The organism is Streptomyces sp. NPDC003011 (assembly GCF_053591515.1).
The window spans coordinates 58,545-84,777 of record NZ_JBSFTY010000026.1; the positions used below are offsets into that span (position 1 = coordinate 58,545).

At 70.6% G+C, this 26,233-nt stretch carries 28 protein-coding genes; 10 read left to right on the forward strand and 18 right to left on the reverse strand.

Annotation, left to right across the window (positions count from 1 at the left end; all coding sequences use genetic code 11):
- Positions 1-926: 926 nt before the first annotated feature.
- From ACWD0J_RS15775 to ACWD0J_RS15795, 5 genes are all read right to left on the reverse strand, one after another.
- Positions 927-2,207: a tyrosine-type recombinase/integrase gene (locus ACWD0J_RS15775; protein WP_451496363.1), complete on the reverse strand. Its 1,281-nt coding sequence runs from the start codon at positions 2,205-2,207 to the stop codon at positions 927-929.
- Positions 2,208-2,216: 9 nt separating this feature from the next.
- Positions 2,217-2,591, reverse strand: coding sequence for a GGDEF domain-containing protein (locus ACWD0J_RS15780; RefSeq protein ID WP_451496364.1), 375 nt, complete (start codon positions 2,589-2,591; stop codon positions 2,217-2,219).
- A gap of 91 nt (positions 2,592-2,682) precedes the next feature.
- The gene (locus ACWD0J_RS15785; RefSeq protein ID WP_451496365.1) at positions 2,683-2,991 is read right to left on the reverse strand and encodes a SpdD-like protein; all 309 of its coding nucleotides are present in this window, start codon (positions 2,989-2,991) and stop codon (positions 2,683-2,685) included.
- An 11-nt stretch (positions 2,992-3,002) separates the two neighbouring features.
- Positions 3,003-3,158, reverse strand: a complete 156-nt coding sequence (locus ACWD0J_RS15790; RefSeq protein WP_093746058.1) for a hypothetical protein — start codon at positions 3,156-3,158, stop codon at positions 3,003-3,005.
- A 12-nt stretch (positions 3,159-3,170) separates the two neighbouring features.
- Positions 3,171-3,362, reverse strand: a complete 192-nt coding sequence (locus ACWD0J_RS15795; protein WP_143614700.1) for a mobile element transfer protein — start codon at positions 3,360-3,362, stop codon at positions 3,171-3,173.
- A 26-nt stretch (positions 3,363-3,388) separates the two neighbouring features.
- On the opposite strand from ACWD0J_RS15795, the gene ACWD0J_RS15800 reads away from it, so the two are divergent.
- Positions 3,389-4,492 (forward strand): helix-turn-helix domain-containing protein, encoded by a 1,104-nt coding sequence (locus ACWD0J_RS15800; RefSeq protein ID WP_451496366.1) that lies wholly within the window; start codon positions 3,389-3,391, stop codon positions 4,490-4,492.
- 18 nt (positions 4,493-4,510) lie between these two features.
- Positions 4,511-4,996 carry an NUDIX domain-containing protein gene (locus tag ACWD0J_RS15805; protein WP_451496367.1) on the forward strand — a complete coding sequence of 162 codons (486 nt, stop codon included), beginning with the start codon at positions 4,511-4,513 and terminating at the stop codon, positions 4,994-4,996.
- A gap of 384 nt (positions 4,997-5,380) precedes the next feature.
- On the opposite strand, the gene ACWD0J_RS15810 is transcribed toward ACWD0J_RS15805, so the two are convergent.
- From ACWD0J_RS15810 to ACWD0J_RS15820, 3 genes are all read right to left on the reverse strand, one after another.
- Positions 5,381-5,782 (reverse strand): hypothetical protein, encoded by a 402-nt coding sequence (locus tag ACWD0J_RS15810; protein ID WP_451496368.1) that lies wholly within the window; start codon positions 5,780-5,782, stop codon positions 5,381-5,383.
- The gene (locus tag ACWD0J_RS15815) at positions 5,782-6,390 is read right to left on the reverse strand and encodes a RipA family octameric membrane protein (RefSeq protein WP_451496369.1); all 609 of its coding nucleotides are present in this window, start codon (positions 6,388-6,390) and stop codon (positions 5,782-5,784) included. Before ACWD0J_RS15815 ends, ACWD0J_RS15810 begins: the two co-directional genes overlap by 1 nt.
- 174 nt (positions 6,391-6,564) lie before the next feature.
- On the reverse strand, positions 6,565-6,786 hold the full coding sequence (locus ACWD0J_RS15820) for a hypothetical protein (protein WP_451496370.1): 222 nt from the start codon (positions 6,784-6,786) through the stop codon (positions 6,565-6,567).
- 170 nt (positions 6,787-6,956) lie between these two features.
- Here ACWD0J_RS15820 and rlmN point away from each other — a divergent pair, with 170 nt between their 5' ends.
- The 5 genes from rlmN to ACWD0J_RS15845 all read left to right on the forward strand — a co-directional run bounded on the left by rlmN (position 6,957) and on the right by ACWD0J_RS15845 (position 12,580).
- Complete coding sequence (gene rlmN, locus ACWD0J_RS15825) at positions 6,957-8,063, forward strand: 23S rRNA (adenine(2503)-C(2))-methyltransferase RlmN (protein WP_451496371.1); 1,107 nt, start codon at positions 6,957-6,959, stop codon at positions 8,061-8,063.
- Between the two features lie 238 nt (positions 8,064-8,301).
- Complete coding sequence (locus ACWD0J_RS15830; RefSeq protein WP_451496372.1) at positions 8,302-9,378, forward strand: thiamine ABC transporter substrate-binding protein; 1,077 nt, start codon at positions 8,302-8,304, stop codon at positions 9,376-9,378.
- Positions 9,354-11,030, forward strand: coding sequence for an ABC transporter permease (locus tag ACWD0J_RS15835; RefSeq protein ID WP_451496373.1), 1,677 nt, complete (start codon positions 9,354-9,356; stop codon positions 11,028-11,030). The genes ACWD0J_RS15830 and ACWD0J_RS15835 overlap by 25 nt, the downstream gene beginning before the upstream one ends.
- A gap of 17 nt (positions 11,031-11,047) precedes the next feature.
- On the forward strand, positions 11,048-12,070 hold the full coding sequence (locus tag ACWD0J_RS15840) for an ABC transporter ATP-binding protein (RefSeq protein ID WP_451496374.1): 1,023 nt from the start codon (positions 11,048-11,050) through the stop codon (positions 12,068-12,070).
- 318 nt (positions 12,071-12,388) lie between these two features.
- On the forward strand, positions 12,389-12,580 hold the full coding sequence (locus tag ACWD0J_RS15845; protein WP_451496375.1) for a hypothetical protein: 192 nt from the start codon (positions 12,389-12,391) through the stop codon (positions 12,578-12,580).
- Between the two features lie 64 nt (positions 12,581-12,644).
- Here the strand turns inward: ACWD0J_RS15845 and ACWD0J_RS15850 are convergent, their stop codons facing one another.
- The 7 genes from ACWD0J_RS15850 to ACWD0J_RS15880 all read right to left on the reverse strand — a co-directional run bounded on the left by ACWD0J_RS15850 (position 12,645) and on the right by ACWD0J_RS15880 (position 19,476).
- Positions 12,645-13,361: an LAETG motif-containing sortase-dependent surface protein gene (locus ACWD0J_RS15850; RefSeq protein WP_451496376.1), complete on the reverse strand. Its 717-nt coding sequence runs from the start codon at positions 13,359-13,361 to the stop codon at positions 12,645-12,647.
- Between the two features lie 157 nt (positions 13,362-13,518).
- Positions 13,519-14,643: an LOG family protein gene (locus tag ACWD0J_RS15855; protein WP_451496377.1), complete on the reverse strand. Its 1,125-nt coding sequence runs from the start codon at positions 14,641-14,643 to the stop codon at positions 13,519-13,521.
- A 34-nt stretch (positions 14,644-14,677) separates the two neighbouring features.
- Positions 14,678-15,094 carry a VOC family protein gene (locus ACWD0J_RS15860; RefSeq protein ID WP_451496378.1) on the reverse strand — a complete coding sequence of 139 codons (417 nt, stop codon included), beginning with the start codon at positions 15,092-15,094 and terminating at the stop codon, positions 14,678-14,680.
- Positions 15,095-15,223: 129 nt separating this feature from the next.
- The gene (locus ACWD0J_RS15865; protein WP_451496379.1) at positions 15,224-16,660 is read right to left on the reverse strand and encodes a hypothetical protein; all 1,437 of its coding nucleotides are present in this window, start codon (positions 16,658-16,660) and stop codon (positions 15,224-15,226) included.
- Positions 16,642-17,382: an ABC transporter ATP-binding protein gene (locus ACWD0J_RS15870; protein WP_451496380.1), complete on the reverse strand. Its 741-nt coding sequence runs from the start codon at positions 17,380-17,382 to the stop codon at positions 16,642-16,644. Before ACWD0J_RS15870 ends, ACWD0J_RS15865 begins: the two co-directional genes overlap by 19 nt.
- Before the next feature lie 190 nt (positions 17,383-17,572).
- Positions 17,573-18,946 carry an aspartate aminotransferase family protein gene (locus tag ACWD0J_RS15875; protein ID WP_451496381.1) on the reverse strand — a complete coding sequence of 458 codons (1,374 nt, stop codon included), beginning with the start codon at positions 18,944-18,946 and terminating at the stop codon, positions 17,573-17,575.
- A gap of 2 nt (positions 18,947-18,948) precedes the next feature.
- The gene (locus ACWD0J_RS15880) at positions 18,949-19,476 is read right to left on the reverse strand and encodes an Lrp/AsnC family transcriptional regulator (RefSeq protein WP_451496382.1); all 528 of its coding nucleotides are present in this window, start codon (positions 19,474-19,476) and stop codon (positions 18,949-18,951) included.
- 179 nt (positions 19,477-19,655) lie between these two features.
- Here ACWD0J_RS15880 and ACWD0J_RS15885 point away from each other — a divergent pair, with 179 nt between their 5' ends.
- Complete coding sequence (locus ACWD0J_RS15885) at positions 19,656-21,113, forward strand: gamma-aminobutyraldehyde dehydrogenase (protein WP_451496383.1); 1,458 nt, start codon at positions 19,656-19,658, stop codon at positions 21,111-21,113.
- A gap of 145 nt (positions 21,114-21,258) precedes the next feature.
- Here ACWD0J_RS15885 and ACWD0J_RS15890 read toward each other — a convergent pair whose 3' ends face one another.
- A complete protein-coding gene (locus ACWD0J_RS15890; RefSeq protein ID WP_451496384.1) occupies positions 21,259-22,422 on the reverse strand; it encodes a serine hydrolase domain-containing protein in 1,164 nt (387 codons plus the stop codon).
- A 327-nt stretch (positions 22,423-22,749) separates the two neighbouring features.
- Between ACWD0J_RS15890 and ACWD0J_RS15895 the strand changes: the two genes are divergently transcribed.
- Positions 22,750-24,432 carry an RNA polymerase sigma factor gene (locus ACWD0J_RS15895; protein WP_451496385.1) on the forward strand — a complete coding sequence of 561 codons (1,683 nt, stop codon included), beginning with the start codon at positions 22,750-22,752 and terminating at the stop codon, positions 24,430-24,432.
- On the opposite strand, the gene ACWD0J_RS15900 is transcribed toward ACWD0J_RS15895, so the two are convergent.
- A complete protein-coding gene (locus tag ACWD0J_RS15900; protein WP_451496401.1) occupies positions 24,414-24,776 on the reverse strand; it encodes a winged helix-turn-helix transcriptional regulator in 363 nt (120 codons plus the stop codon). The two genes, ACWD0J_RS15895 and ACWD0J_RS15900, sit on opposite strands and share 19 nt — an antisense overlap.
- Positions 24,777-24,849: 73 nt before the next feature.
- Here ACWD0J_RS15900 and ACWD0J_RS15905 point away from each other — a divergent pair, with 73 nt between their 5' ends.
- On the forward strand, positions 24,850-25,446 hold the full coding sequence (locus tag ACWD0J_RS15905) for an NADPH-dependent F420 reductase (RefSeq protein WP_451496386.1): 597 nt from the start codon (positions 24,850-24,852) through the stop codon (positions 25,444-25,446).
- Here the strand turns inward: ACWD0J_RS15905 and ACWD0J_RS15910 are convergent.
- A complete protein-coding gene (locus tag ACWD0J_RS15910) occupies positions 25,443-26,219 on the reverse strand; it encodes a glycerophosphodiester phosphodiesterase (RefSeq protein ID WP_451496387.1) in 777 nt (258 codons plus the stop codon). The two genes, ACWD0J_RS15905 and ACWD0J_RS15910, sit on opposite strands and share 4 nt — an antisense overlap.
- Positions 26,220-26,233: the final 14 nt, after the last annotated feature.

Below are 26,233 nucleotides of genomic sequence, written 5' to 3' on the forward strand. Positions count from 1 at the left end.
GAAGTTGCTGGCCAGGTGCCGGGACAAGTTGTTCAGGGACGTGTAGTCGAGACCTGGCTGCCGCTCTTTGAGGTAGTCCACCAAGAGATCTCTGACTGGGCGGCAGCGGACGCCGAACCGGTCGACGAGCTGCTCCATCGACACCTGACCACTGGTGTTGGCCAGGTAGCGCAACGAGCTGGGTGCTTCTGCAGGCAGGGTGCCCAACTCTCGCAGCCAGGCGTAGAAGGGGGTGTTGCCGCGAGTTTTGGCGTTCGCTGCTTTGAGTGCGGCGAGATACTCCACGGCGTCGCCGACGGTGATGTCCGCCAAGGTGCCGCCCTTGGCGGACACGATCTTGACCAGGGAGTGCAGGGCATCACGCCCGACCTTGGAGGACCACGTGGCAGATTCGACCATCGCTTCAAGCTGGGCGAATCCTTCCGGGTCACGGGCAGGGATCAGCCCGATCCGCAGGCTCGTCATGTTGGCCGAGGTCCGTGACAGCAGCCAGGGGAGGGCGGGCCTGACAACGTCTGCGCAGATCAGGCTCAGCAGCCCTCCCGACAATGCCTGCCGTTGTGAGGGGCCAGCAGCCGTTCCGATCCACTCGGGTGCCAATCGGGCCCAGTCGTTGCCAGGACGCGTGCTCGCGGGACTGGCGTTCCAGCGCTGCTGCCAGGTGGCCCCCGGGAAATTTTCTAGCCACTGCAAGGTCTGGCGAGCTCCGCGGATCCGAGCTCGGTGCTGCTTCACGTCCGTCGGTCGCAGAGGAGGTTGCTCCAGACGAGCCAGGATGTCGGCTCGCTCGCATGCAGTGGTCGGCCAGTCGTCCTCCGCGGGTCTGGGCGGGAAGCGCAACGCGACGGCTTTCAATGCCTCGCCGGCCAGGCTCAGGGACGCGGGAGGTGCGACATGCGTCGTGACGGACATGGTCTCCGTAGGTGTCACCAGGCAGTCCCGAAGAGGTTGTTGAGGGATTCAGGGTTGTAGCCGGCTGCCGGAGGCGCGGGAGTCCGCTCGGCGGACTTGGCCCGTCGGGCATGGTGTGCCCGAACATGTTCGATCACCTCGTCCCGGTCGGCCGGAAGATAGAGCTGTGTCGTCGACAGGTGTGCATGACCGAGCACCCACTGCACGTCGGTCAGCGGCATCTTCGGATCCCTCGCCAGCCGGTAGGCGGCGGTGTGTCGAAGATCGTGGAGAGTCCAGTTCGTACCGAGCAAACTGTTGGCTCGGTTGAACATCGCACGGGCCGCCGGATAGTTCAGGGGGCGCCACGGGCGGCGCAACGTCCACCACAACCCCTCATTCTGTCCGCGCGGCACCCCAGCCCGCCAGGCGCTCTCCTGATAGAGCCGTAGCCAGACGAAAGCGTCTGCTGAGCAGGGGAGTTGTTGATAGGCCCGGCTCCCCTTGCGGACCACCCCCAGGATTTGTTGGCCGGGCAGCGCGTCGCGTTGCCGGCTGGTGAGCAGTTCCTCAGCGCGAGCACCGTTGGAAACCCAGAACGCCAGCAGAGCTCGATCACGGTCGTGCTTCAGCGCGGCGAACAGCGCGTTGAACATCGCGTTGGGGATCCGCCGAAGTGCTCGCTTGGGGATGGCCGGCCGGTAGCGGCCCTGCCGTTCGTGGCGAAACCGCTCGTCAGGGTTGTGGTGAGCATGTGCCCTGCCATGGCGCCGGGAGCGATCCAGTGGAAACGGGTTCAGGATCGGCCCGGTTCCCTCGGAGAGGTGGAAGTCGTAGAAGGCCCGCAGGACGGTCTCGCAGTGCGCTCGCGTTGTCGGCGCGTATCTCAGCCCTGGTGACGACTTTCCCGTGATCGGATTGGGGGCTCCGGGAGGCAGCTGCTCCGGTACTGGCTTTGGTGCTGTCTCTGTCTTGATGTCCCGTCGGTGGCGCCAGTGCAGCGGTGCGGGCTTGTTCGCGATCTTCATCCAGCGGGCGAAGTCCCGAGCGTCCGACCGGTCTGCACGGTCCCAAGCGACACCCCAGCCCCACAGGAAGCGCCACCAACGCAGCAGATCCATTCCGTACGACCGGATCGTGGCTGCTGACTTGTCACAAGCCAGCAGCTCCGCGAAGAAGGCAGCCACGGGTTCGATCTCGACCCCGTCCGCGTCCAGGAGGACAAAGGGCCTCCACCGATCTCCCGTCTCCGCCAACTGTCCGGCCTCGGGCAGCACGAAGCTCGCTAACTCCCTCTCGGGATCACGTTCAAGCATCCAGGGAAGCTAGCAGAAAGGCCGTCTGACCTGCGAAAATGATCGAGTTAGTTCAGTCAACGGTTCGTCTCCGCCCAGGCGACCTGCGGTGCCGTTGCGTCCGCACCAGGCGCGCAGCCGGTCGGCGGTCTCGACGAGGGCGGCGTCCCCGGCGGCGTGGCCGTGGGTGTCGTTGAGGGTCTTGAAGTGGTCGAGGTCGATCAGGAGCACGGCCGCGCGGGAGTGCCGGCGGATGAGGTGTTCGGTGCGGGCGGTCCATCCGGCGCGGGTGTGCAGGCCGGTGAGCGGGTCGCGGCGGGCGGAGGCGAGGCGGCGGGCGAGGATGCCGCCGTGCACGGCCCAGCCGAGTAACGGCGCGGCGCTTGCGACCATGTGCACGTCCATGACCTTCTCCTTGGCGATGGCGGTTGGCTGGCGGTGCGCGGTCCCAGAGGCGGCGGCGTGCTTGGCGGCTTGTGCGTCGCCCCCGGACCGTTCAGCGGCGGTGCTGGGAGGAGATGAGCGAGCGGATGACCAGGGCGCAGACGGCGACCGAGGCGCCGGTGATGGCGACCGCGAGGAGCATGGAGACAAGAACGGCGCCCACGATCAGGACGACGGCCGTGCCGCCGCCGACCAGGGCGAGCACGGATCCCGGGGTGAGTTGCACCGTGGGGCGCGAGGATGCAGGAGCCGAAACCGGGGCGGTGGTCGGCGGGTGCTGGTCGTTGGAGGACGGCTCGATCGGAAGGGGGACGATGGCTCCGGTCGGCGCGGGATTGGTCGGGATCTTCGGGCGGAGCATGGCGGAGCTCCCTACTTGATGGCGGTGTCGATGACCGGGGCGAGGAGGCTGTCGGCGATGAGGTAGCCGCCCAGTAGGAGCACCAGGACCAGCCAGAGCGGCGGGCGGATGAGCTTGATGCCGAGGTAGCCGACGGCGGCGAGGGCGAACCAGAGGGGGACGTCCATGGTGGTGGCCTCCTATCGGGCGGTGCAGCGGTGGGTGCGGGCGGCGAGCTGGGCGGCGCTCTGGCTGGAGTAGTCGGCGGACCAGCCGCAGCGGTCGTTGGTGCACACGGCGGCGTGCTTGGTGCGGCCGTGGCGGTCGCGGTGGGTGCCGATCTGCACGGGGCCGATCCGCATGACGGAGTGGAAGTGGTCGCGGGCAGGCATGTCAGTCGCTCTCCGTTCGGGTGTTCATGGCCGAGAACAACCGCATGGAGCTCGACCGGCTCTCGGTCATCAAGGCCCTGACCGATGCCCTTGACGTGTCCCTCGGTGACCTGCTTGCCGAGCCGACCCTCATGGAGTGGACCGCCGACAGCGGCAACCGCACGGTGCCGGCACTTCGGTCGGCGCTGATGAACTACCGCCAGCTGACGCCGTTGTTGGGGGTGCCGACCGAGGGTGACCCCACGCCTCTGGACGAGCTTCGCACCAGCGTCGTAGAGATCATGGATGCCTACCAGGCTTCCCGCTATGGCTTCGCCACCCGTCGCCTGCCCCTGGTGCTGGCGGACGCTCTCATCGCGGCGCAGTCCTACGACGGCCGGGAGCGCGAGCAGGCCAACGGGCTGTTGGCGCTGACGTACCAGAGCGCTGCCATGGTCCTTGGGAAGGTGGGCGAGGTGGACCTTGCTTGGATTGCCGCCGATCGCGGATTGAGCGCGGCGCAGCAGTCCGGCGACCCGGCGATCATCGGCTCGCTCTTCCGGTCCGTGGGCCACTGCCTCCTGACGACTGGCCGCTTTGACGCCGCCGTGCAGCTCATCGGTGATGCGTCCGACTACCTTCGCCCGGGCCTCTCTGGGGCCAGCCCGGAGTTCCTGTCGATCTACGGGACGCTCTTCCTCGCTGGTTCCATGGCAGCCGCCAGGGCGGAGGAGCGCTCGATCGTGCGCGAGTTCCTCGCCGAGGCCGACCAGGCAGCCCGCCAACTCGGGCAGGACGCGAACCACATGTGGACCGCTTTCGGCCCGACCAACGTCGACATCCACCGTGTGGCCACCGCGGGCGAGCTGGGCGACATGCAGGTAGCCGCCGACCTCGGGTCGAGTATCGACACCAGCAGCCTCCCGACCGAGCGCCGGACGCGGCACAACATCGAGGTAGCCCGTGCCCTCAGCGCACACAACCGCATCGACGACGCCTTGGCGATGATCCTTGAAGCCGAGTCTTGGGCACCGGAGCAGGTACGGAGCCACTACCTGGCCCGCGAACTCGTACTCACGTGGGTACGCAACCAGCGCAGCCGACCGAGCCGGGCCATGGCGGATCTCGCCGATCGGCTGCACGTGGTGTAGGTGGGTACGCTCGGCTGCATGGCAGCGAACGAGCACGAAGCGAAGATGGCGCATCCGCGTATGGCAGCGGGTGCGCTTTTCTTCGATGCCGGCGGGCGCGTCCTCATGGTGGTGCCCACGTACAAGGACTACTGGGACATCCCCGGGGGCTACGTCGAGACCGGTGAGTCTCCGCTTCAGGCTGCCAGCCGCGAGGTGCGGGAAGAACTCGGCATCACGCCGATGCTTGGCCGCCTCCTGGCCGTGGACTGGGCGCCCAGCACTACCGAGGGCGACAAGGTGTTGTACCTGTTCGACGGCGGCGAGCTTGCCCCGGAGGCCGTGGAGGGCATCCGCCCGCAGGCCGAGGAACTGAAGAGCGTCACGTTCGTTGCCCCGAGCGAGATCGCGGACCGGACGATCCCTCGGCTAGCCCGACGCATCCTTGCGGCGATCGATGCCCGAGCGGCGAGCGCCCCGGTGTACCTCGAGCATGGCCAGGCGCCGAGCGATGTAGCGGCGTAGCCGAGGTCGAAGGCCCGCATCCCAGCGGGATAAGACTTTCCCTACTTCATCAAGGCCCGCGCACGGCGCGGGCGCGCGCCGCCTCTGCGGCGCGGCCTGCCTCCTGTCTGCGCCCCGGCTGGCCGCGCCCGGCGGCGCGCTCGGCGGCTGCGGGCATGAAGTGGGAGACACCCTCTGTGGCTGGGGCGGTCGGCTCCACGGCTTTAGGCAGCCACTTTGGGGCGAGCCTCTAAGATCATGGCCCCAACGTCGTGCTTTAACGGGCAGGTCCACAGACTGCCCGACTCGCCGGAAGCTTACGGGGCCATGATCACTCGCCCCAAAGCAGCTCCAGCCCAAAGCCGCTCCGCCGACCTCGACTCGAGTGAGGCGAGCGGCTTCGCTCTATGCGTCAAGTCCTGAATTCTGCAAAATTCGGTGCACTGTAGACCGGTATTCTTGCAGGTTGCGGAATTCGTAAACCGAGTTCCTTCCGAAAGCTTGATGAACGTTTGTACCCGATGCGGCCACCAGGGCAACCTGAGCACCGAGCGCCTGGGCCAGCCCTAGCTCGTAATAACAACTCGGTCGTTCGAGTGAGAGGTCGGCGATCACCAAGGCTGCTTGCTTGACTTCGTCAACGACTCTCGCGAGGTTGAATTCCTTGCCAATCTCAGGAAGGCCGCGATCTAGTGGAAAGTGCACCGATAGTTCGAATTCGCTTGCGACTTCACTCAAGCTTGTCCGTTTTTCGTGGTAATCATCATCTGATGACACTGGCATGATCGAGTAGATGTAGCGGTCCATTACTTACTCTTCTTTTCGGCTTTTTCCGACTTGCTGAAAGGTGACGGGTGGTCCGTGACATCGCTCCAGCTCAGGGCGGAGAAGGTCAGTACGGAGAGGAAGATCAGGGCGAAGATTGTGCCGAATGCTCGGGGGATGAAACGCTCTGCGCTCGAAGAGCGCAGGCCGCGCACAAAGCTATTTGTCGAGGAGGATTGCAGAGCCTGGGCTGTCGCCAGCTCTTGCCACTCCTTGTCGAAACAGTTGAAGGATTTTGCTGGCGTTGGCCCGTTGGGTCCCTCGAATGTTACTAGCGGCGCCATATTGTTTAGCACCGCAAACTTGGCAGTATTGAGGGCCTTGAAGTCATCGATCTGTTTCAGCCAATAAAAGCACATGAAGCATGCGACGGCACTTAGTACCAGTATCCCGACGATTCCCGCCAAAAGGAAAGTGTCGTGTGAGGAGGCCCATCCGAGAACTACGCCAATTGCCAGCAGGCTCGCTGTTAAGATCGAGTAATTCCAGCGGTTCATGGCCAGCCGTCTCTCGGTGACTTTTTCTGTCGACTCGTAATAGAGGCGATACTCCTCAAACGAGACAGGGGGTTGGCTTGGCGGAGGGGGCATGTGCACCTCGTCGAGAAGAGCAGCGGCTTGACACGGCCGAAGGCTAGCGGTGCTCGGCATTACCTGCTCGGCTGTTACTGAAAGATTGTTCGCCTGGGTACGGATGCAAGCGTCTGGGCAGAGTCGGCCGCAGTTCGCATCGAGCGGCGGCAACGAGTACATGAGGCACGCTGATCAAGCGAACGGTGACAGGCCCTTGCTCTCCAGATGAGCGAGCAACGACTCAAGGCATGCGTCTGCCGTAACCAGGTCAGCACGGAAGAACGAGTCCTCGCCGAGCGGCCCACCGCTGACGATGACCATCCATGCTGCCTGTTGCTCAGCCACACGGTCGCCGTCGACCTTGAAGACGGTCGTGACGCCGCGCTCGGCCAGCCACTCCATCAGTTCAAGCATGTCCACTCGCACCCCTCCGGAAGAGATCATCCCACCCCTAGGGCACGCGCCCTGGGCCGTCCCTGGGCCGTGCGAGGCCGACCAACGCTGACAGTCGGCACCCACGGGTGACCACTCCCACCCCGCTCTGGCCTGGGCTGCCCAAGTTGATCTGCGACACTGGAAGGGATATGCCTGCACCCGGAGAACTCACTTTCGTCGCCCCGCGCGGAGCCAAGAAGCCGCCGCGGCACCTTGCCGATCTCACGCCCGCCGAGCGCAAGGAGGCGGTCGCCGCGGTCGGTGAGAAGCCGTTTCGTGCCAAGCAGCTCTCGCAGCACTACTTCGCGCGGTACGCGCACGATCCGCAGGAGTGGACCGACATCCCGGCCGGCTCCCGCGGCCGGCTCCAGGAGGCGTTGCTTCCCGAGCTGATGACGGTCGTGCGGCACTTGTCGACCGACCAGGACACCACCCGCAAGACGCTGTGGCGCCTGTTCGACGGGACGCTCGTCGAGTCGGTGCTCATGCGCTACCCGGACCGGGTGACCATGTGCATCAGCTCCCAGGCGGGCTGCGGCATGAACTGCCCGTTCTGCGCGACCGGGCAGGCGGGCCTGGACCGGAACCTGTCCACCGCGGAGATCGTGCACCAGATCGTGGACGGCATGCGGGCGCTGCGGGACGGCGAGATTCCCGGCGGTCCGGCGCGGCTGAGCAACATCGTGTTCATGGGCATGGGTGAACCGCTGGCCAACTACAACCGGGTCGTCGGAGCCATCCGGCGGCTCACCGACCCCGAGCCGGACGGGCTCGGGCTGTCGCAGCGCGGGATCACCGTCTCGACGGTCGGTCTCGTCCCGGCGATCCACCGCTTCGCCGACGAGGGCTTCAAGTGCCGCCTCGCCATCTCGCTGCACGCCCCCGACGACGAGCTGCGCGACACCCTCGTCCCCGTGAACACGCGGTGGAAGGTGCGCGAGGTCCTCGACGCCGGCTTCGAGTACGTCGAGAACTCCGGGCGTCGGCTGTCCATCGAGTACGCGCTGATCCGGGACATCAACGACCAGGCATGGCGGGGTGACCGGCTCGGGCGGATGCTCAAGGGCAAGCCCGTGCACGTCAATCTCATCCCGCTCAACCCGACGCCCGGGTCGAAGTGGACCGCCTCCCGGCCCGAGGACGAGAAGGCGTTCGTGGAGGCCATCGCCGCCCATGGTGTGCCGGTGACCGTCCGGGACACCCGTGGGCAGGAGATCGACGGGGCGTGTGGTCAGCTCGCGGCCACCGAGAGGTAGTCTGACCGGCGTCAGTACATCTGCATATGGTCTGAGTACATCTTCATATTCCGACAGGGGAGCGCCACAGCGCTGAGAGTGCGGCACCGGCCGCAGACCCTCTGAACCTCGCCCAGGTCATTCTGGGTAGGAAGTTCGGTCATCACTCGAGCTGTTGCGCCCTGCCCGGGAGCCGCCGGATCGCCGGACGGTTTTGGGCAGGGCCGCGTCTCTTCCTGGTCACCCCAGGAGGAATTCAGTGAGCATCACCCACAAGGCCACCGCCCTGGTCGCCGGACTCGGCCTGGTCACGCTGTCCGCGTGCGGATCGTCCGACAGCGACAGCGGCGGCGACTCCACGACCGTGACCCTCGTCAGCCACAACTCGTGGGCCGTGTCGAAGAACGTCCTCGCGGACTTCGAGAAGCGGTCCGGCTACCAGGTCAGGGTCCTCAAGGACGGCGACGCCGGGCAGGCCGTCAACAAGGCCATCCTCACCAAGGACAACCCGCAGGGGGACGTCTTCTTCGGCGTCGACAACACCCTGCTGTCCCGGGCCCTCGACAACGGGCTGTTCCAGTCCTACGAGGCGAAGGACTCCGGCCTGGTCCTGCCCGAGTACCGGGTCGACCAGGCCAGGCACCGGGTCACGCCCGTCGACACCGGTGACATCTGCGTCAACTACGACAAGGCGTACTTCAGCGAGCGCAAGCTGGCCCCGCCGGCCTCCTTCGACGACCTGATCAAGCCCGCGTACAAGAACCTCCTCGTCACCGAGAACGCCTCCACCTCCTCGCCGGGGCTGGGGTTCCTGCTCGGCACGGCCGCGAAGTACGGCGACGACGGGTGGGCGGACTACTGGAAGAAGCTCAAGGCCAACGGCGTGAAGGTGGTCGACGGCTGGGAGCAGGCCTACAACGAGGAGTTCTCCGGGTCCGCGGGCGGCAAACAGGCCAAGGCCGACCGGCCGCTCGTCGTCTCGTACGCCTCCTCGCCGCCCGCCGAGGTGATCTATGCCGACCCGAAGCCGACGACCGCGCCCACGGGCGTCGCCACCGGCACCTGCTTCCGGCAGGTCGAGTACGCGGGCCTGCTGAGCAACGCCGCCAACGCCAAGGGCGGCAAGGCGCTCCTGGACTTCCTGCTCTCCAAGGAGTTCCAGGACGACATGCCGCTGAACATGTTCGTCTACCCGGTGCGCGAGGGCGCGCAGGTGCCGCCGGAGTTCGTGAAGTACGGGCCGCAGGCCAAGGCCCCCGAGACCCTGGACCCGGCCGAGATCGCCGGCCACCGCGACCAGTGGGTCAAGTCGTGGACCTCGCTCGTACTGAAGTGACCCCGCGCGGCGAAGGGAACGCCCGGGGGAACGCGGCGCGGCTCGGGCTCCTCGCCGCGCCTGTCGCGTTCTTCGCGGTCTTCTTCGCCTACCCGGTCGCCGCGATCGTCGCGCGCGGCCTGGAGACCGACGGGGTCTGGCACCCCGGGCGGATGGTGGACGTGCTCGGGCAGTCCGACGTCCGGCACGTCCTGTGGTTCACCACCTGGCAGGCGCTCGCCTCGACCGCGCTCACGCTGCTGATCGCGCTGCCCGGCGCGTACGTCTTCGCCCGCTTCGAGTTCCCCGGCAAGCAGGTCCTGCGGGCCGTCGTGACGGTCCCCTTCGTGCTGCCGACGGTCGTCGTCGGTACGGCGTTCCTGGCGCTCGTCGGCCGGGGCGGGCTCCTGGACGAGCTGTGGGGCGTACGGCTGGACACCACAGTGTGGGCGATCCTGCTCGCGCATGTCTTCTTCAACTACGCGGTCGTCGTACGGACCGTCGGCGGGCTCTGGGCACAGCTCGACCCGCGGCAGGAGGAGGCCGCGCGGACGCTCGGCGCGTCCCGGTCGCGGGCCTGGCGCACGGTCACGCTGCCCGCGCTCGGGCCCGCCGTGGCCGCCGCCGCGCTGATGGTCTTCCTGTTCACCTTCACCTCGTTCGGCGTGGTGCAGATCCTGGGAGGGCCGGCCTTCTCGACCCTCGAAGTCGAGATCTACCGGCAGACCTCCGAGATCTTCGACCTGTCCACGGCAGCCGTGCTGACGATCATCCAGTTCCTGGCGGTGGGCACGGTCCTCGCCCTGCACGCGTGGACCGTACGGCGGCGGGAGAGCACGCTGCGGCTGGTGGACGCGTCGGCGACCGCCCGCCGGCCGCGCGGGGCGGGGCAGTGGGTGCTGCTGGCCGGCGTCCTGGTCTCCGTCGCCGTCCTGCTCCTGCTGCCGCTGGCGGTCCTGGTGCAGCGGTCGCTGACCGCGCCCGGTTTCGGCTACTACCGGGCGCTGACCCGGGACGACGGCGGGCTGTTCCTCGTCCCGCCGATCGAGGCGATCGGCAACTCGCTGCGCTACGCGGTCGCCGCGACCGTCATCGCCGTGGTGATCGGCGGGCTGGCCGCGGCCGCGCTGACACGGCGGGACGCGGGCCGGTTCGTCCGCGGATTCGACGCGCTGCTGATGCTGCCGCTCGGGGTGTCCGCGGTGACCGTCGGGTTCGGGTTCCTGATCGCGCTGGACGAGCCGCCGCTGGATCTGCGGTCCTCGTGGATCCTGGTGCCGCTCGCGCAGGCACTGGTCGGCGTGCCGTTCGTGGTACGGACCATGCTGCCCGTGCTGCGGGCGGTGGACGTACGGCTGCGGGAGGCGGCTGCGGTGCTCGGGGCGTCGCCGTGGCGGGTGTGGCGCGAGGTGGACCTGCCGATGGTGCGGCGGGCGCTGCTGATCGCGGCGGGGTTCGCGTTCGCCGTGTCGCTGGGGGAGTTCGGGGCGACGGTGTTCATCGCGCGGCCGGACAGCCCGACGCTGCCGGTCGCCGTGGCGCGGCTGCTCGGGCGGGCCGGCGAGGTCAACTACGGGCAGGCGATGGCCCTCTCGACGATTCTGATGATCGTGTGCGCGGTGGCGCTGCTGGTGCTGGAGCGGCTGCGGACCGACCGGACCGGGGAGTTCTAGATGCCGGGGAGTGCTGGATGCTGCTGAGCCTTGAGGACGCGACCGTACGGTTCGGCGGGCGGGCCGCGCTGGACGGGGTGGACCTCGGTGTCGCCGCGCACGAGATCGTGTGCGTGCTCGGGCCGAGCGGCAGCGGCAAGTCGACGCTGCTGCGGGCGGTGGCCGGGCTGCAACCCCTCGACGGTGGGCGGGTGTTGCTCGACGGGCGGGATCAGGCCGGGGTGCCCGCGCACCAGCGCGGAGTCGGGCTGATGTTCCAGGACCATCAGCTGTTTCCGCAGCGGGACGTGGGCGGGAACGTGGTGTTCGGGCTGCGGATGCACGGCGTCTCGCGGGGGCAACGGGAGGCACGGGTGCGGGAGTTGCTGGATCTCGTCGGGCTTCCGGGGGCCGCGGGACGGGCGGTGGGCGCGCTGTCCGGGGGCGAGCAGCAGCGGGTGGCGCTGGCGCGGGCGCTCGCCCCCCGGCCCCGGTTGCTGATGCTGGACGAGCCGCTCGGGCAGCTGGACCGGTCGCTGCGGGAGCGGCTGGTCGTCGAACTGCGGGAGCTGTTCGGGCGGTTGGGGACGACCGTGCTGGCCGTGACGCACGACCAGGGGGAGGCGTTCGCGCTGGCCGACCGGGTGGTGGTGATGCGGGACGGGCGGGTCGCGCAGTCCGGTACGCCGTTGGAGGTCTGGCAGCGGCCGGTGGACGAGTTCGTCGCGCGGTTCCTCGGCTTCCAGAACGTGGTCCGGGGAACGGTCGTGGGGGAGGCCGCGGACACGGCGTGGGGGAAGGTGCCGGTGCCCGCGGGGGCCTCGCAGGGGGAGCGTCGGGTGCTGGTGCGACCGACGGGAGTGCGGCTCGTGGGCCCGGAGGCGGGGCTGCGCTGTGTGGTGGCCGCGCGGACGTTCAAGGGCACCCATGTCGCCGTCCACCTGCAGCCGGAGGGTGACGGGCCGCGGCTGGAGGCGGCGTGTGCGCTGCGGGCGGCGCCGGAGGCCGGGGACGTGGTCGGAGTGGAGTTCGACGCGGCCGAAACCGTGGTGCTCGGCTGACGGGACACCCCGGAGGTGCGAGGCGTGACGTCGCTCGCACATGATCGACGCTGCGCCGAATCGCCCGTCAGGTGGGCCTGCCCTCGGGCGACGGGCCGGAGCCGCGGGGCGACGCCGCAGCGCTGGACGCCTGTCTCGCGGAGACCGGGGACCGGAGACCGGGGACCGGAGGCCGGAGACGATCGTCGGCACGTTCCGGGGGCCGGACCGGACGCCGGGGTCTGGGGGCGGGCCGGGATCCCTGACGCCGGCTCGTGGTTCTGCGGTTCGTGCGGCGGACCCAGCCGCACGGCGCGGTGGGGGAGCCGGCCGACGGCGGTGTCGGGTGGCGCCGCGGCCACGAGAAGGCGACGGTCGGTCGCGCTGCGGAGACCGCTCACCGCCGTCCTGCCCGCCTTCCGCGGGCGGCAGAAGGCGGGCAGGACAGCCCACGCGCGGGTCGAGGTGCTCGGTGTGCTCGGTGAGCGGGAGCCGCCGGAGTTCTGGCTGGAGCGGGCGACCTTCGGGTGACACGGCGGTGGCCCGCCCCCGAAGTCCTGCGCGGGGACGGGCCACAGTGCGGTGCGGAAGGACGTCAGCGGTTGCCGCTCGCCCCACGGCGGCGGAGGCCGTAGAAGACCGCGCCGCCGCCGATGGCGACCAGGGCGATCGCGACGCCGGCGATGACGCCGGTGTTGGAGTTCGCGCCGGTCTCGGCGAGGTTGGAGTCACCGGCCGCGGGGGACGGGGCGTTGCTGGCGGTGTCCGCCGGGGCGGTGCTCCCGCTCTCGGAGGCGGACGGGGTCGGGGTGCCGGTCTCCTCGGCCGGGGTCGACGCGGAGTCCGACGGCGTCGCGGTGGGCGTCGGGGCCGGGGTCTGGGCCGGGGGCGGGGTGTCCTCGGCCTTGCAGGCCGTGGCCGGGGTGATCAGGTTGGGCTCGATGTCCTCGTCGACGTAGGGCTCGGCCTTGACGTGGATCCGGTACTCGGCGTTCGGCGCCCAGTCCTCCTCGAAGGTGATGGTGACACCTTCGCGCGAGCCCTTGACCACCTGCTCGCCGATCTTCTTGACGTCGGCGCCGTTGTTCTCGAGGAACACGGAGACGGTGGCCGGGACACCGGCGGGGTCCACGTCGGTGACGGTGATGACACCCTTCGTGCCGTCACACTTGGCTTCGGCGGAGAACTCGTTGATGTTGCAGGCGAGCGCGTTGCCCGCGGCGCCGAGCGCGAGCGCGGCCGAGGCGGAGGCCACACCGAGGATGCGCGCGGTGCGTGCGACGGTACGACGGGATAGGGACAGGACTGCCACGTTTGTCCTTCACAGGATGCGCGAATGCGGGGGGTGGAAGGGGTGGTGAGGTGATGTGGGCATCGCATCGCCACCCCTTGAGGCTCACAGGTCTATAAGCGCTGCATAAGTAGTGTCAATGCATATGCAGGTCACAGGCGTTGACTTTGCCGTCTTATTAACTACCGAGACGTTTCAACGCCTCGGCGGCCTCCTCGATCCGGTCGACCAGGGCGATGCGGTCCTCCATCGACCGCTCCCGTGCGAGCGCCCGCAACAGCGGCCAGGCGGGCAGCTTCTCCGTCCAGTGGGCGCGGTTCACAAGGACCATCGGCGTCGGCTCGCCCCGCGACTCGTAGTAGTTCGGCGTCGCGTTGTCGAAAATCTCCTGTACGGTCCCGGCGGCGCCCGGCAGGAAGACCACCCCCGCGGTGCAGCGGGCCAGCAGGCCGTCCTCGCGGGTGGCGTTGGCGAAGTACTTGCCGATGTGCGCGGCGAAGACGTTCGGCGGCTCGTGACCGTAGAACCAGGTCGGGATCCCGACCGAGGGCCCGCCGCCGGGCCAGCGCTCGCGCACCTCGAACGCGGTGCGCGCCCAGTCGGTGATCGACGGTGTGAAGGAGGGAGCCTTCGCGAGGAGGCGGAGCGCCTCGGTGAGCATGCCGTCGTCGAACGGGGCCGCGTACGCGCCCAGGTTCGCCGCCTCCATCGCGCCCGGGCCGCCGCCGGTGGCGACCGTGAACCCGGCGCGGGTCAGCTCCCGGCCCAGGCGCGCGGCACCGGCGTACGCCTCCGTGCCACGCGCCATCGCGTGGCCGCCCATGACGCCCACCACCCGGGCGCCGACGAGGAGTTCGTCGAGCGCGTCGGTGACGGCGTCGTCGTGGACCGCGCGGAGCATGGACGAGAACACGTCACCGTCGGTCTTGGTCCGCTGGAACCAGGCGTAGGCGCGGGCGTCCGGCGTCGACTCGTACCCCTGGCCGAGGGAGTCGAACAACTCGTCCGGGGAGTAGACGGATCCGCGGTACGGGTCGAAGGGCAGGCCCGGCACGGGTGGGAAGACCAGTGCCCCGGAGGTCCGCACCCGGGCGGCGGCCTCGGGGTCCATCGGGCAGCCGAGGAAGACGGCGCCCGAGCAGTCCACGGAACGCAGGGCGTCCGTACGGTCCGTCAGGTCGACGGCCTGGACCCGGTAGTGGGCGAGGGAGCCGTTCGCCGAGACGACCTCGTCGAACTCGGCCAGCGACTCGATCTCGCGGTCGTGGGACGCGTGGTGGGGTTGGGCGGGTGTCAGGTGCACCCGCCCATGCTAGGCAGCACCGCCCGCCGCCGGCTCAGCCTTCCACCGCGGACGGGTCCATCCACACGACCTCCCAGGTGTGGCCGTCGGGGTCGTCGAAGGAACGGCCGTACATGAAGCCGTGGTCCTGCGTCTCGCCCGCCGGGGAACCGCCCGCCGCGAGCGCCTTGTCGACCAGCTCGTCGACCTTCTCGCGGCTCTCGGCGCTCAGCGCGATCAGCACCTCGCTGGTCTTCGTGGCGTCCGCGATCTCCTTCTTGGTGAAGGTCGCGTAGGTCGGCCTGGCGAGCAGCATCGCCACGATGGTGTCGCTGATCACCACGGAGGCCGTGTTCTCGTCGCTGAACTGCGGGTTGATCGTGTAGCCCAGCTCGGTGAAGAACTTCTTCGAGGCGTCGACGTCGTTCACGGGCAGGTTCACGAAGATCATCTGCTGGTACGGCGCGGTCATCGGTCTCTCCCATCGGGTGTGTGCTGTTCGATGAGGTAGACGGTGCGTCCGGACGGAACTCATCGGCCGCCGGAGATTTTTTCGCGCGGCGGTCGGCGCGATGGCCGGCGCGATGGTCCGTGCGTGCTGTCAGCGGGCCAGGGGGAGGACGGCCAGCTCGGCCACGACCAGGGTGAGCGGGCCGAACACGGCCAGCAGAGCGCCGGCGCGCAGGGCGGCGGCGCCGCGCAGCATCGTGCTCGGTGCGCCGAGCCTGAGCAGGGCGGCCGTGGTGTCGGCGCGGGCCTGCTTGGCCTCCACGGCCGTGGTCAGCAGGGTCGCCACGGTGCAGCCGGTGACCAGGAGCAGCCCGAGGGTGCTCAGCGGACCGAAGGAGGGGTCGGCCGTGTCGTACAGCGTGGCCATGGCGTACGCGCCGGACGCGACCGCGCAGACCACGCCGAGGGGGCGGCCGACGCGGCCCGCCTCCGTCATCAGGACGCGGCCGGCGAGCAGGCGCAGGGCGCCGGGGCGGCCCGTCTGCAGCAGGCGCCCGCACAGGTGGGTGAGGCCGGGACCGGCGACGGCCAGGCCGAGGGCGGTGAGGATCCAGCCGACGAGAACGGAGGAGGCGCCGCCGACACCGCCGGGCAGCGGGGTGTCGGAGGCGGCCCCGGAGCGGTTCGCGTACGCCTCCACGGCGAGGCCCGCGGCGAGGACGGCGACACCCCAGGGGAGACCGCCCGGCGCTTCCCGGGGCGCCGGGGGGAAGGCGTCGGGGTCCAGGACGGCGGCCGCGGCGACGGGGGCGCCGGCCGGATCGGCGGCCGGAGGGACAGGAGCGCCGGCCGGGCCGGCCCCCGGGTCCGGGGCGGGAGGGACGGTCACAGCGACCCGCGCCTGCGGGGTGTCGGCGGCGGTCCTCGGGCCGGGAGCCGCCCCGGGGGGACGAGTGGCCGAAGCCGGGCGGGCCCGGAAGCGGCCGTACGCCCCGAACGTCTCCCGCGCGGCCCCTCTGCCGTACGCGCCGAAGCGGCCGTAGGACCGGATCGCGGCCCGGGCCGACGCCGGCCTGTCGTCCCGCGGGCGCAGGATCAGGCCCACCGCCACCGACGCGATGGCCGGCACCAGCGCCAGCAGGGTCAGCGCCGCCGGGAGCGGTAACGGCTGCCCCGCCGCCAGGAAGTCCGCCGCCGCTCCGTCGAAGGGCATGCCCGACAGGTCGCCGCGCAGGTGCAGGAAGAAGAGCAGGGCGAGCATCGAGCCCAGAGTGCAGGAGAGGGCTGTCGTGACCGCCGAGATGACCATCAGGCGGCCCGGGCCCAGGCCGATCGCGGAGAGCCCGGGGCGGGGCCGGGTGGCGGGGTCGGTACGGGCCACCGCGACCGCGAAGTACACCGTCGCGGCCAGCGGGGTCGCGCACCAGGCCAGGCGCACCAGCGCGGCGCCGGGGTCCTCGGGGTGGCTCATCGCGTGGCCGAGGGTGCACAGCAGGAGGAAGCCCGTGCCCGCCGAGGCCGCCGCCACCAGCAGGCGGCGGAACTGGACGGCCGGGCGGGCGCCGCGGGTCAGACGGAGAGCGAGCACGTGGCCCGGCCTTCCGCCTCGGGGGCCGGGGGCAGGTGCACGGTGCGCACGCGCCGCCCGTCCAGCAGCGACACCGTGCGGTCGGCGAGGGCGGCGGTGTCCGGGTCGTGGGTGGCCAGCACCACCGTGATGCCGTGCGAGCGGGCCGCCGTGGTGAGCGTGCGCAGGACGTGGGCGCGGTCCGCGCGGTGCAGGGGAGCCGTCGGCTCGTCCGCGAACAGCACCGTGGGGGCCGGGGCCAGGGCCCGCGCGATGCAGACCCGCTGCCGTTCGGACTGGCGCAGTTCGTGCGGGCGCTTGCGGGTGCGGTCCCCGATGTCCAGGCGCTCCAGCCACTCCAGCGCGGCGATCTTGGCACGGCGGCGGCTGGTGCCGCGCAGCATCAGCGGCAGCGCGGCGTTCTCCCAGACGTTCAGCTCCGGGACGAGCACGGGAGCCGGGTCGATCCAGCCGAAGCGGTCGCGGCGCAGGCGCTCACGGGCCATCGGGCTGAGGGTGTGCACGGGCGCGCTGTTGAACCAGACCTCACCGCGGCGCACCGGGACCAGGCCGGACAGGCAGCGCAGCAGGGTCGTCTTGCCGCTGCCGCGCGGGCCGCTGACGGCGAGGATCTCGCTCTCGCGGACGCCCAGTGACACGCCGGCCAGCGCGGGCGACCCGTCGTGGTGGGTGAAGTGCAGGGCGCGTGCCCAGAGCACGTCGTTGTCCGGCGGGGCCTCCATGGCGTACACCTCGGTTCTGATCCGTATTCCCTACCGACATCCCCCGTGCGGGGGAACGAAGGCAGGGCCGATCGGTCACTGGCACGCTAGGCAGCCACGGCCGACAGGCCGGACAGCACACGGCCCCGGGCCGCCGTTTCTCACTCGAACGGACGGCACCGGGGCCGTGACTGATCTTCCTTAAGGAAGATCACAGCTTCGTCCACGCCTCCGTCAGCGTCGCGCGCAGGATCTGCTCGATCTCGTCGAACGTGCCCTGGTCGGAGATGAGCGGCGGGGCGAGCTGGACGACCGGGTCGCCGCGGTCGTCGGCACGACAGTACAGGCCGTTGTCGAACAGGGCCTTGGAGAGGAAGCCGTAGAGGATCCGCTCGGTCTCCTCCTCGTCGAAGGACTCCCGGGTGTGCTTGTCCTTCACCAGCTCGATGCCGTAGAAGAAGCCGTTGCCGCGGACGTCGCCGACGATCGGCAGGTCGTGCAGCTTCTCCAGGGTCGCGCGGAAGGCGCCCTCGTTGTCGAGCACGTGCTGGTTGAGGTTCTCGCGCTCGAACAGGTCGAGGTTGGCGAGGGCGACCGCCGCGGAGACCGGGTGGCCGCCGAAGGTGTAGCCGTGCAGGAAGGTGTTGTCGCCCTTGTAGAACGGCTCGGCCAGGCGGTCGGAGATGACGCAGGCGCCGATCGGGGAGTAGCCCGAGGTCATGCCCTTGGCGCAGGTGATCATGTCCGGGACGTAGTCGAACTTGTCGCAGGCGAACATCGTGCCCAGGCGGCCGAAGGCGCAGATGACCTCGTCCGAGACCAGCAGGACGTCGTACTTGTCGCAGATCTCGCGCACCCGCTGGAAGTAGCCGGGCGGGGGCGGGAAGCAGCCGCCCGCGTTCTGCACCGGCTCCAGGAAGACCGCGGCGACCGTGTCCGCGCCCTCCATGAGGATCTGCTGCTCGATCTGGTCGGCGGCCCAGCGGCCGAACGCCACGGGGTCGTCGCCGAAGAGCGGGGCGCGGTAGATGTTGGTGTTCGGGACCTTGTGCGCGCCCGGGACCAGCGGCTCGAAGGGGGCCTTGAGGGCCGGCAGGCCGGTGATGGACAGGGCGCCCTGCGGGGTGCCGTGGTAGGCGACCGCCCGCGAGATGACCTTGTACTTGGTGGGCTTGCCGGTCAGCTTGAAGTACTGCTTGGCGAGCTTCCAGGCGGTCTCGACGGCCTCGCCGCCGCCGGTGGTGAAGAAGACCTTGTTCAGGTCGCCCGGCGCGTGGTGGGCCAGGCGTTCCGCCAGTTCCACGGCCTTGGGGTGGGCGTAGGACCAGACCGGGAAGAACGCCAGTTCCTGCGCCTGCTTGGAGGCGGTCTCGGCCAGCTCCGTGCGGCCGTGTCCGGCCTGGACCACGAACAGGCCCGCGAGACCGTCGAGGTAGCGCCTGCCCTTGTCGTCGTAGATGTAGGTGCCCTCACCCCGGACGATCGTGGGGACGGGCGCGTTCTCGTACGAGGACATGCGGGTGAAGTGCATCCACAGGTGGTCGTACGCGGTCCTGCTGAGGTCCTTGGGGCTGTCGGTGCTCACGGTTATCGGGTTCCCCACATGTAGGTCTGCTTCTTCAGCTTGAGGTAGACGAAGCTCTCGGTGGAGCGCACTCCGGGGATGGCTCGCATGCGCTTGTTGATGACCTCCAGGAGGTGGTCGTCGTCCTCGCAGACGATCTCCACCATGAGGTCGAAGGAGCCCGCGGTCATCACCACGTACTCGCACTCGTCCATGGCGGTCAGCGCGTCGGCCACCGACTCCACGTCACCCTCGACACGGACGCCGACCATCGCCTGCCGGCGGAAGCCCACGGTGAGCGGGTCCGTGACGGCGACGATCTGCATCACGCCCTGGTCGAGCAGCTTCTGGACGCGCTGGCGCACGGCCGCCTCGGACAGGCCCACGGCCTTGCCGATGGCGGCGTACGGCCGGCGGCCGTCCTCCTGGAGCTGTTCGATGATGGCGAGGGAGACGGCATCCAGATGCGGGGTGGTGCCGTTCCTGGACTCGCGGCTCTCCCGCGGGTCCCTGGGGTCTGCGCTTCGACTGGCCACCAGGTCACTCTGCACGACGTATCGACAGTACCGCAAGGCCGTATCGATGAAATTCGTTGTTTACGTGACTGAAGCCTGCGGATTTCGCAGCGGTGGCGGGATCGGGGGTGTTGAAAACGCGGGCGCGCGGATTAGGGTGGTGTCTCAGCAACTGGACAGTCACAACGGTTGAGAAACCTGACAGGAGGCCGGCAGTGAGCACCGAGCTGCGTGGGCTGCGCACACTACGGAACTACATCGCCGGTGAGTTCCGGGACGCCGCCGACGGACGGACCACCGAGGTGGTCAACCCCGCGACGGGCGAGGCGTACGCGACCGCGCCGCTGTCCGGAGCGGCGGACGTGGACGCCGCGATGGCGGCCGCCGCCGCGGCCTTCCCGGCCTGGCGCGACACCACTCCCGCCGAGCGCCAGAGGGCCCTCCTGAAGATCGCGGACGCGTTCGAGGAGCGTGCCGAGGAACTCATCGCGACCGAGGTGGAGAACACGGGCAAGCCGACCGGGCTGACCCGCACCGAGGAGATCCCGCCGATGGTCGACCAGATCCGCTTCTTCGCGGGCGCGGCCCGGATGCTGGAGGGGCGCTCGGCCGGCGAGTACATGGAGGGGCTGACCTCGATCGTCCGCCGGGAGCCGGTCGGCGTCTGCGCGCAGGTCGCGCCGTGGAACTACCCGATGATGATGGCCGTGTGGAAGTTCGCGCCGGCCATCGCCGCGGGCAACACGGTCGTGCTGAAGCCGTCGGACACCACCCCGGCGTCCACGGTCCTGATCGCCGACATCATCGGCTCGATCCTGCCCGAGGGCGTCTTCAACGTCCTGTGCGGCGACCGGGACACCGGCCGCCTGATGGTCGAGCACCCGACCCCGGCGATGGCCTCCATCACCGGCTCGGTGCGCGCGGGCATGTCGGTCGCCCAGTCCGCGGCGAAGGACGTCAAGCGGGTCCACCTGGAGCTGGGCGGCAAGGCGCCGGTCGTCGTCTTCGACGACCTCGACAGCGCGGCCATCGCCAAGGCCGTCGAGGACATCTCGGTCGCGGGCTTCTTCAACGCCGGCCAGGACTGTACGGCCGCCACGCGCGTGCTGGTCCAGGAGGCCATCCACGACGAGTTCGTGGCCGCGCTGGCGAAGGCCGCCGCCGGGACGAAGACCGGGCAGCCGGACGACGAGGACGTGCTGTACGGGCCGCTGAACAACCCCAACCAGCTGGAGCAGGTCTCCGGCTTCATCGAGCGGCTGCCCGCGCACGCGCGGGTGGAGACCGGCGGCAAGCGCGTCGGCGACAAGGGGTACTTCTTCGCCCCGACCGTCGTGTCCGGGCTCAAGCAGGACGACGAGATCGTCCAGAAGGAGGTCTTCGGCCCGGTCATCACTGTCCAGTCCTTCACCGACGAGGACCAGGCGGTGGAGTGGGCCAACGGCGTCGAGTACGCCCTCGCCTCCTCCGTGTGGACCAAGAACCACGGCCGCGCGATGCGGATGTCCAAGAAGCTGGACTTCGGCTGCGTGTGGATCAACACCCACATCCCGCTGGTCGCCGAGATGCCGCACGGCGGCTTCAAGAAGTCCGGCTACGGCAAGGACCTCTCGGGCTACGGCTTCGACGACTACACGCGGATCAAGCACGTGATGACGTCGCTGGACGCGTGACGCGCACAGCCCGCGGACACGTCGGGCACGCGCGCGGCCCCGGACGGGAGGCGACCGTCCGGGGCCGCGCTGCATCCCGTCGTACGCCGTACGCCGGAGATCAAGCGTCTGGAGGCGATCACCCCGTACTCGGCGCACGCCCTGGCTATGTGAGGGCGGCCCGCGCGATCCGCTCCGTCACCGGGTTCATGCCCTCGCTCTTGGCGTCCGTCGCGCCGACGGACACGACGAGGGTGCGCGACAGGTCGCGGGTCGCGGCGATCACCGTGCCGTAGCCGTACCGCGCCCCCGACTTGAGCCAGTAGACCCGGCCCTCGAACACGAAGCGCTCCAGACCGGCGCTCATGGTGGCGCCCTCGATGTGCTTCGGGACCGTGAACATCTCCCGCAGCTGCGGGCGGGGCACCAGGTCGCCGCGGTAGAGGCGGTTCACCAGCCGTTCCAGGTCCGCGGTCGTGGAGATCATGTCCCCGGCCGCCCACCGGTCCGCCTGGTTCCAGTCCGTCACGTCCACGAGGTCCGTCGTGCCGTCGGCCCGCTTCACCGCCTGGTAGCCGGCGTTGTGCGGGCCCCGGATGGACGGATCCGTGCCGGGGAAGTACGTGTCCCGCATCCCGGCGGGCCGCAGCACGCGCCGGGCGGCCTCCGAGGCGTAGGAGTGTCCCGTCACCTTCTCGATCAGCAGGCCGAGGACCGTGTAGTTGATGTTCAGGTAGTGCTGACGCCTCCCCGGGCGGAACTCCGGGCCCTTCGCCACCGCCGACGCCACGACCTCCCGGGGAGCCAGCGTGTCGAAACGGTGTGCGTACACCTCCTCGAAGGTGGTCCCGAGGCCGTCGCCGGGCTGGATGCCGCTGGTGTGGTTCAGCAGCTGCCGTACGGTGATCGGCTCGAAGTCCCCGGTCAGCAGGTGGGGAAGGTAGCGCTGGACCGGCGCGTTCAGATCGATCCGCCGCTGTGCCGCGAGGTCCAGCACGACGGCCGCCGTCACCACCTTCGTCGTCGAGCCCGCCCGGAACCGGGCGTCCGGGTCCGCCGCCGCCCCGCTGTGCAGGTCGTGCACGCCCGCGCTGCCGCGCCAGGTGCCGTCCGAGCCGCCGACCCGGACCAGAGCGAAGGTCGCGTCCTGGTCCGGGAGACCGTCGAGCGCGGCGCTCAGCGCGGCGGTGTCCGGGCCGCCGGCCGTCGTGCCGTGCCGGGCGGCGGGCGCGGGTGCGGACGCGGCGAACGCGGGGGCGGCCAGCGGGCCGGCGCCCAGGGCGAACACCAGGGAGGCGGCGAGGAGGGTCCTGCGACGGCGGGTGCGCACGCGGCTGCTCCGGGGGGTCGGCGGAATGTGTCGCTGGTCATCCTCCGGCCGTACGACGCCTCCCGGATCGTCGGCGAGGAGGGCACCGACCCCCGGCTCAACCCCGAGCAACTGCGGTTCCGGGCAAGGGTGTTGTGGGGGAACTCCCCTAGGGGCGGGCGGACCTTCGCCGGGGGCGGCCGGAAAACTGTTATCGCGGACGGCTTCACACCGTCTCCACGTGGTGATCCCCGGCGTCACCACCGTCCCGGCCCGCCTGAGAGGGTGCGTGCAGGAACGCGGTGACCGCACCGGGGACAGCGGCCTTCGACCCTCGGAGAGGACGACGTGGACACGCGGCAGTGGCGCGACACCATCGCGGCAGCGCAGGCCGGCGACCGGCAGGCACTGGACGATCTGGTCGCGGGCTGGCTCCCGCTGGTCTACAACATCGTGGGCCGGGCCCTGAACGGTCACGCCGACGTGGACGACGTGGTGCAGGAGACCATGCTGCGGGCCGTCGACCACCTCGGCTCGCTGCGCGACCCGGACAGCTTCCGGTCCTGGCTGGTGGCGATCGCCATGCGGCAGATCCGGGACCGCGCCCGCCGCCGGACACCGGCCCGGCTGGACGAGTCGGCCCCGCCGGACGCCGCCGACTTCGCCGAACTGACCGTCCTCAGGCTCCAGCTGGAGGGCCAGCGGCGCGAGGTCGCGGAGGCGGCGCGCTGGCTCGACGACGAGGACCGGCAGCTGCTGTCGCTGTGGTGGCTGGAGGTCGCCGGCGAACTCACCCGGCGTGAGCTCGCGGCGGCCGTCGGCATCAGCCGGCAGCACGCCGCCGTACGCGTCCAGCGGATGAAGGAACGCCTGGAGACCTCACGCGGCATCGTGCGGGCCCTCGGCGGCGCCTGCCCCGGCCTGTGCGAACTGACCGGCCGCTGGGACGGCTCCCCCGACTCGGTCTGGCGCAAGCGGCTGGCCCGGCACATCCGGGGCTGCGGCTACTGCGGCGACGCCCGCGGGTCGGTCGTACCGGCGGAGCGTCTGCTCGTCGGGATCGCGCTCGTCCCGGTCCCGGCCGGCTTCACGCTCTCGCTGGCCATCGGCGGCAAGACGGCCGTCGCCGCGACCGCCGTCGGCGCGTCCCTCGGCACGTCCGCCGGCTGGTCCGCCAAGGTGCTGGGCGCGCTGACCCAGCCGCTGGTCGCCGTGACGGCGGGCGCGACCCTCGTCGCGGGCGGCGCCTACGTCGTCACCCGTTCCCCGGACGCCCCGCCCCCGCGCGCCGCCGTCGCCTCCCCGGGCCCGACCGGCACGCCCGCCCAGCCGCCCCCCTCGGCCGCCCCGTCGCCGTCCTCGTCCCCCTCGCCCTCGCCGCCGCGGCCGCGGAAGGCGGACCCGTACGGCAGCGTCGTCGACGCCGTCGACCGGGCCCCCGACCCGGACGCCGTGCCCCAGGCCCTGCCGCACCGGCCCGAGTCCGGGATCGCCAGCACCGGCGGCGCGCACGCCGTGCTGAACCACCGCGGGGACAGCGTCACGCTCACCGGGCAGGGCTATGTCCTCGTCCGCTGGCAGATCTCGCCCAAGTACCGGCCCGGCGCCCTGGTCATGCCGGCCTGGACCGGCCTCGCGGGCAGGCTCTTCCACGTGGCCTCGGGCGGCGGCCGCCGCATGGACGACCCGCTCTCCGGCAGCCCCGACGGCTACGCCACCGGCATGGGCGGCCCGGACACCGGCTACGCCGTCCTGCCGGACGGCACCCAGCAGATGTGGCAGAACGAGTACTTCTACGTCGACGGCGGTGTCACCCTCACGGTGAACGAGCGGGGCGCCGACTACGGCGTCAGCGTCTTCCCGTCGAGCTGGGACGCGGTGACCGAGGACGTCACGACCGGCCCCGCCCGGGGCGCGATCCGGTACGGCCTGGTCCGCGACACCGGCACGGACGCGGCACCGGTGCCGCAGTACGTCACCCGCGCGACCCCGGCCGATCCGGCGACCGTCCCTCAGGACTCCCGCGTGTGACGGTCCTGCGCCGCCATCACCTCGTCGCCGTGCTCGAAGGCCCAGGCACCGAAGGCGTCGATGGGGGCGAGCAGGGTCCGCCCCAGGGCGGTGAGCTCGTACTCCACGCGGGGCGGCGAACCACCGAACGCCCGCCGGGCGACGAGCCCGTTGAACTCCAGTCGCCGCAGCGTCTGGGTGAGCACCTTCTGGCTGATGCCGCCGATCTGCCCGCGCAGTTCGCCCGGTCGTCGCGGACCGTCCCGCAGGGCCCACAGCACCACGGCGTTCCAGGTGTTGGCGAGAAGGTCGAAGGCGAGCCGGGCACGGCAGTCGGCGAGGAACGTCTGGTCCACGCACCACATGGTGCCCGAGCGGCTTCCTACCGTCATAGCGGATCGACTCGATCGACTCGATCGACTCACCGAAGGAGACGGTATGCGCATCGGCATTCTGGGCAGGGGCGGTATGGCGGACGCGTTGGGGACGCAGTGGCAGCGGGCCGGGCACGAGGTGGTCGCCGCGGGCCGCTCGGGCGGGCTGCGGGCGGCGGCGGAATTCGGGACGGACGCGGTCCTGCTGGCGCTGCCGTACCCGGCCGTGGTGGACGTGGTCGGCGGCCTCGGAGAGGAGTTGCGCGGGCGGGTGCTGATCGACTGCACCAACCCGGTCGGCGGCCCCGGCTTCACCCTGCTCACCGCGGGCGGCCCGGCGGCGGCCGAACGCATCGCGTCCGCCGCCCCCGCCGCCCGCGTGGTGAAGGCGTTCAACCTCTGCCATGCCGACGTCTGGCGGCTGACCCCGCCGGTCTTCGACGGCCGCCCGCTCGCGGTCCCCCTGTGCGGGGACGACGAGCCGGCGCTCCGCGTCGTACGACGACTCGTGCGCGACCTCGGCTGCCGGCCGCTGGACGCCGGGGGACTGGACCGCGCCTCACTGGTGGAGGCGACAGCGGCGCTGCTGATCGGGCTGTGGGTGGGGCAGGGGGCGGACGCGCAGGCGATCGCACCACCCCTGGAGTTCGCCGGGTCCTAGGCCTGCGGGCGGGTGCCGTGCCTGGCGACCCCCGGGAGTCCCGCGGGCCCCGGACGGTCCGCCGGCCGGCGTCCGCCGGACAGGCTCTGGCCGCCGTCGCGCAACGCGTGGAGCGTGTCGATGCGGTTGGTGGTGACCGAGTCGACGCCCAGGCCGAGGAGGCGGCGCATGGAGCGGCGGGTGTCGGGGGTCCAGACCGAGAGCAGGTAGCCGTCGGCGTGGACGCGGTCGGCGAGGGCGCGGTCCACCAGCCCGAAGCGGTAGTTGAGCCAGCGCGGCCGTACCGCCTCCAGCAGCGCGGGCCGGGGCGGCGCCAGCGTCGTCCAGGTCAGCGCGATCTCCGCGGCCGGGTCGGCGGCGCGCACCGCGAGCATGGCCGGGGCGCCGGCGCAGTAGTACACGCGGTCGTCCGCCCGGCACGCGCGGACGACGTCCACGACCCGGCGGGCCGCCCGCACATCGGGTGTGCCGGGCAGGTCGAGCATCACGCGGCTGCCGTCGGTCGCGGCCAGGGCCTCCGCGAGCGTCGGCAGCCGGCCGTCCGTGAGCCCGCGCACCTCGTCGGCCGACAGCGCGCGCAGCGGCCGGTCGTGCCCCCACAGCCGCTTCAGCGTGTGGTCGTGCAGCAGGACGGGCACGCCGTCCCGGGTGAGCCGTACGTCGATCTCGACCGCGTCCGCGCCCCGGCTCAGCGCGGAACGCAGTGAGTCGACGGTGTTCTCACGGACCCGGTAGGGGTCGCCGCGGTGGGCCACGGCGGTCAGCTTCTGCATGGGCCCATTGTGGT

Bases quoted from the DNA above. Each gene is read 5' to 3' on its own strand.
- rlmN (WP_451496371.1), top strand. From the start codon at position 6,957: ATGCCTGCACCCGGAGAACTCACTTTCGTCGCCCCGCGCGGAGCCAAG.
- ACWD0J_RS15815 (WP_451496369.1), bottom strand. From the start codon at position 6,390: ATGCCCCCTCCGCCAAGCCAACCCCCTGTCTCGTTTGAGGAGTATCGC.
- ACWD0J_RS15860 (WP_451496378.1), bottom strand. From the start codon at position 15,094: ATGACCGCGCCGTACCAGCAGATGATCTTCGTGAACCTGCCCGTGAAC.
- ACWD0J_RS15790 (WP_093746058.1), bottom strand. From the start codon at position 3,158: ATGGACGTCCCCCTCTGGTTCGCCCTCGCCGCCGTCGGCTACCTCGGC.
- ACWD0J_RS15840 (WP_451496374.1), top strand. From the start codon at position 11,048: ATGCTGCTGAGCCTTGAGGACGCGACCGTACGGTTCGGCGGGCGGGCC.
- ACWD0J_RS15900 (WP_451496401.1), bottom strand. From the start codon at position 24,776: ATGTGGTGCGTGGACCAGACGTTCCTCGCCGACTGCCGTGCCCGGCTC.
- ACWD0J_RS15785 (WP_451496365.1), bottom strand. From the start codon at position 2,991: ATGCTCCGCCCGAAGATCCCGACCAATCCCGCGCCGACCGGAGCCATC.
- ACWD0J_RS15820 (WP_451496370.1), bottom strand. From the start codon at position 6,786: ATGCTTGAACTGATGGAGTGGCTGGCCGAGCGCGGCGTCACGACCGTC.
- ACWD0J_RS15905 (WP_451496386.1), top strand. From the start codon at position 24,850: ATGCGCATCGGCATTCTGGGCAGGGGCGGTATGGCGGACGCGTTGGGG.
- ACWD0J_RS15780 (WP_451496364.1), bottom strand. From the start codon at position 2,591: ATGGACGTGCACATGGTCGCAAGCGCCGCGCCGTTACTCGGCTGGGCC.
- ACWD0J_RS15795 (WP_143614700.1), bottom strand. From the start codon at position 3,362: ATGCCTGCCCGCGACCACTTCCACTCCGTCATGCGGATCGGCCCCGTG.
- ACWD0J_RS15810 (WP_451496368.1), bottom strand. From the start codon at position 5,782: ATGGACCGCTACATCTACTCGATCATGCCAGTGTCATCAGATGATGAT.
- ACWD0J_RS15910 (WP_451496387.1), bottom strand. From the start codon at position 26,219: ATGCAGAAGCTGACCGCCGTGGCCCACCGCGGCGACCCCTACCGGGTC.
- ACWD0J_RS15870 (WP_451496380.1), bottom strand. From the start codon at position 17,382: ATGGAGGCCCCGCCGGACAACGACGTGCTCTGGGCACGCGCCCTGCAC.
- ACWD0J_RS15775 (WP_451496363.1), bottom strand. From the start codon at position 2,207: ATGCTTGAACGTGATCCCGAGAGGGAGTTAGCGAGCTTCGTGCTGCCC.
- ACWD0J_RS15805 (WP_451496367.1), top strand. From the start codon at position 4,511: ATGGCAGCGAACGAGCACGAAGCGAAGATGGCGCATCCGCGTATGGCA.
- ACWD0J_RS15800 (WP_451496366.1), top strand. From the start codon at position 3,389: ATGGCCGAGAACAACCGCATGGAGCTCGACCGGCTCTCGGTCATCAAG.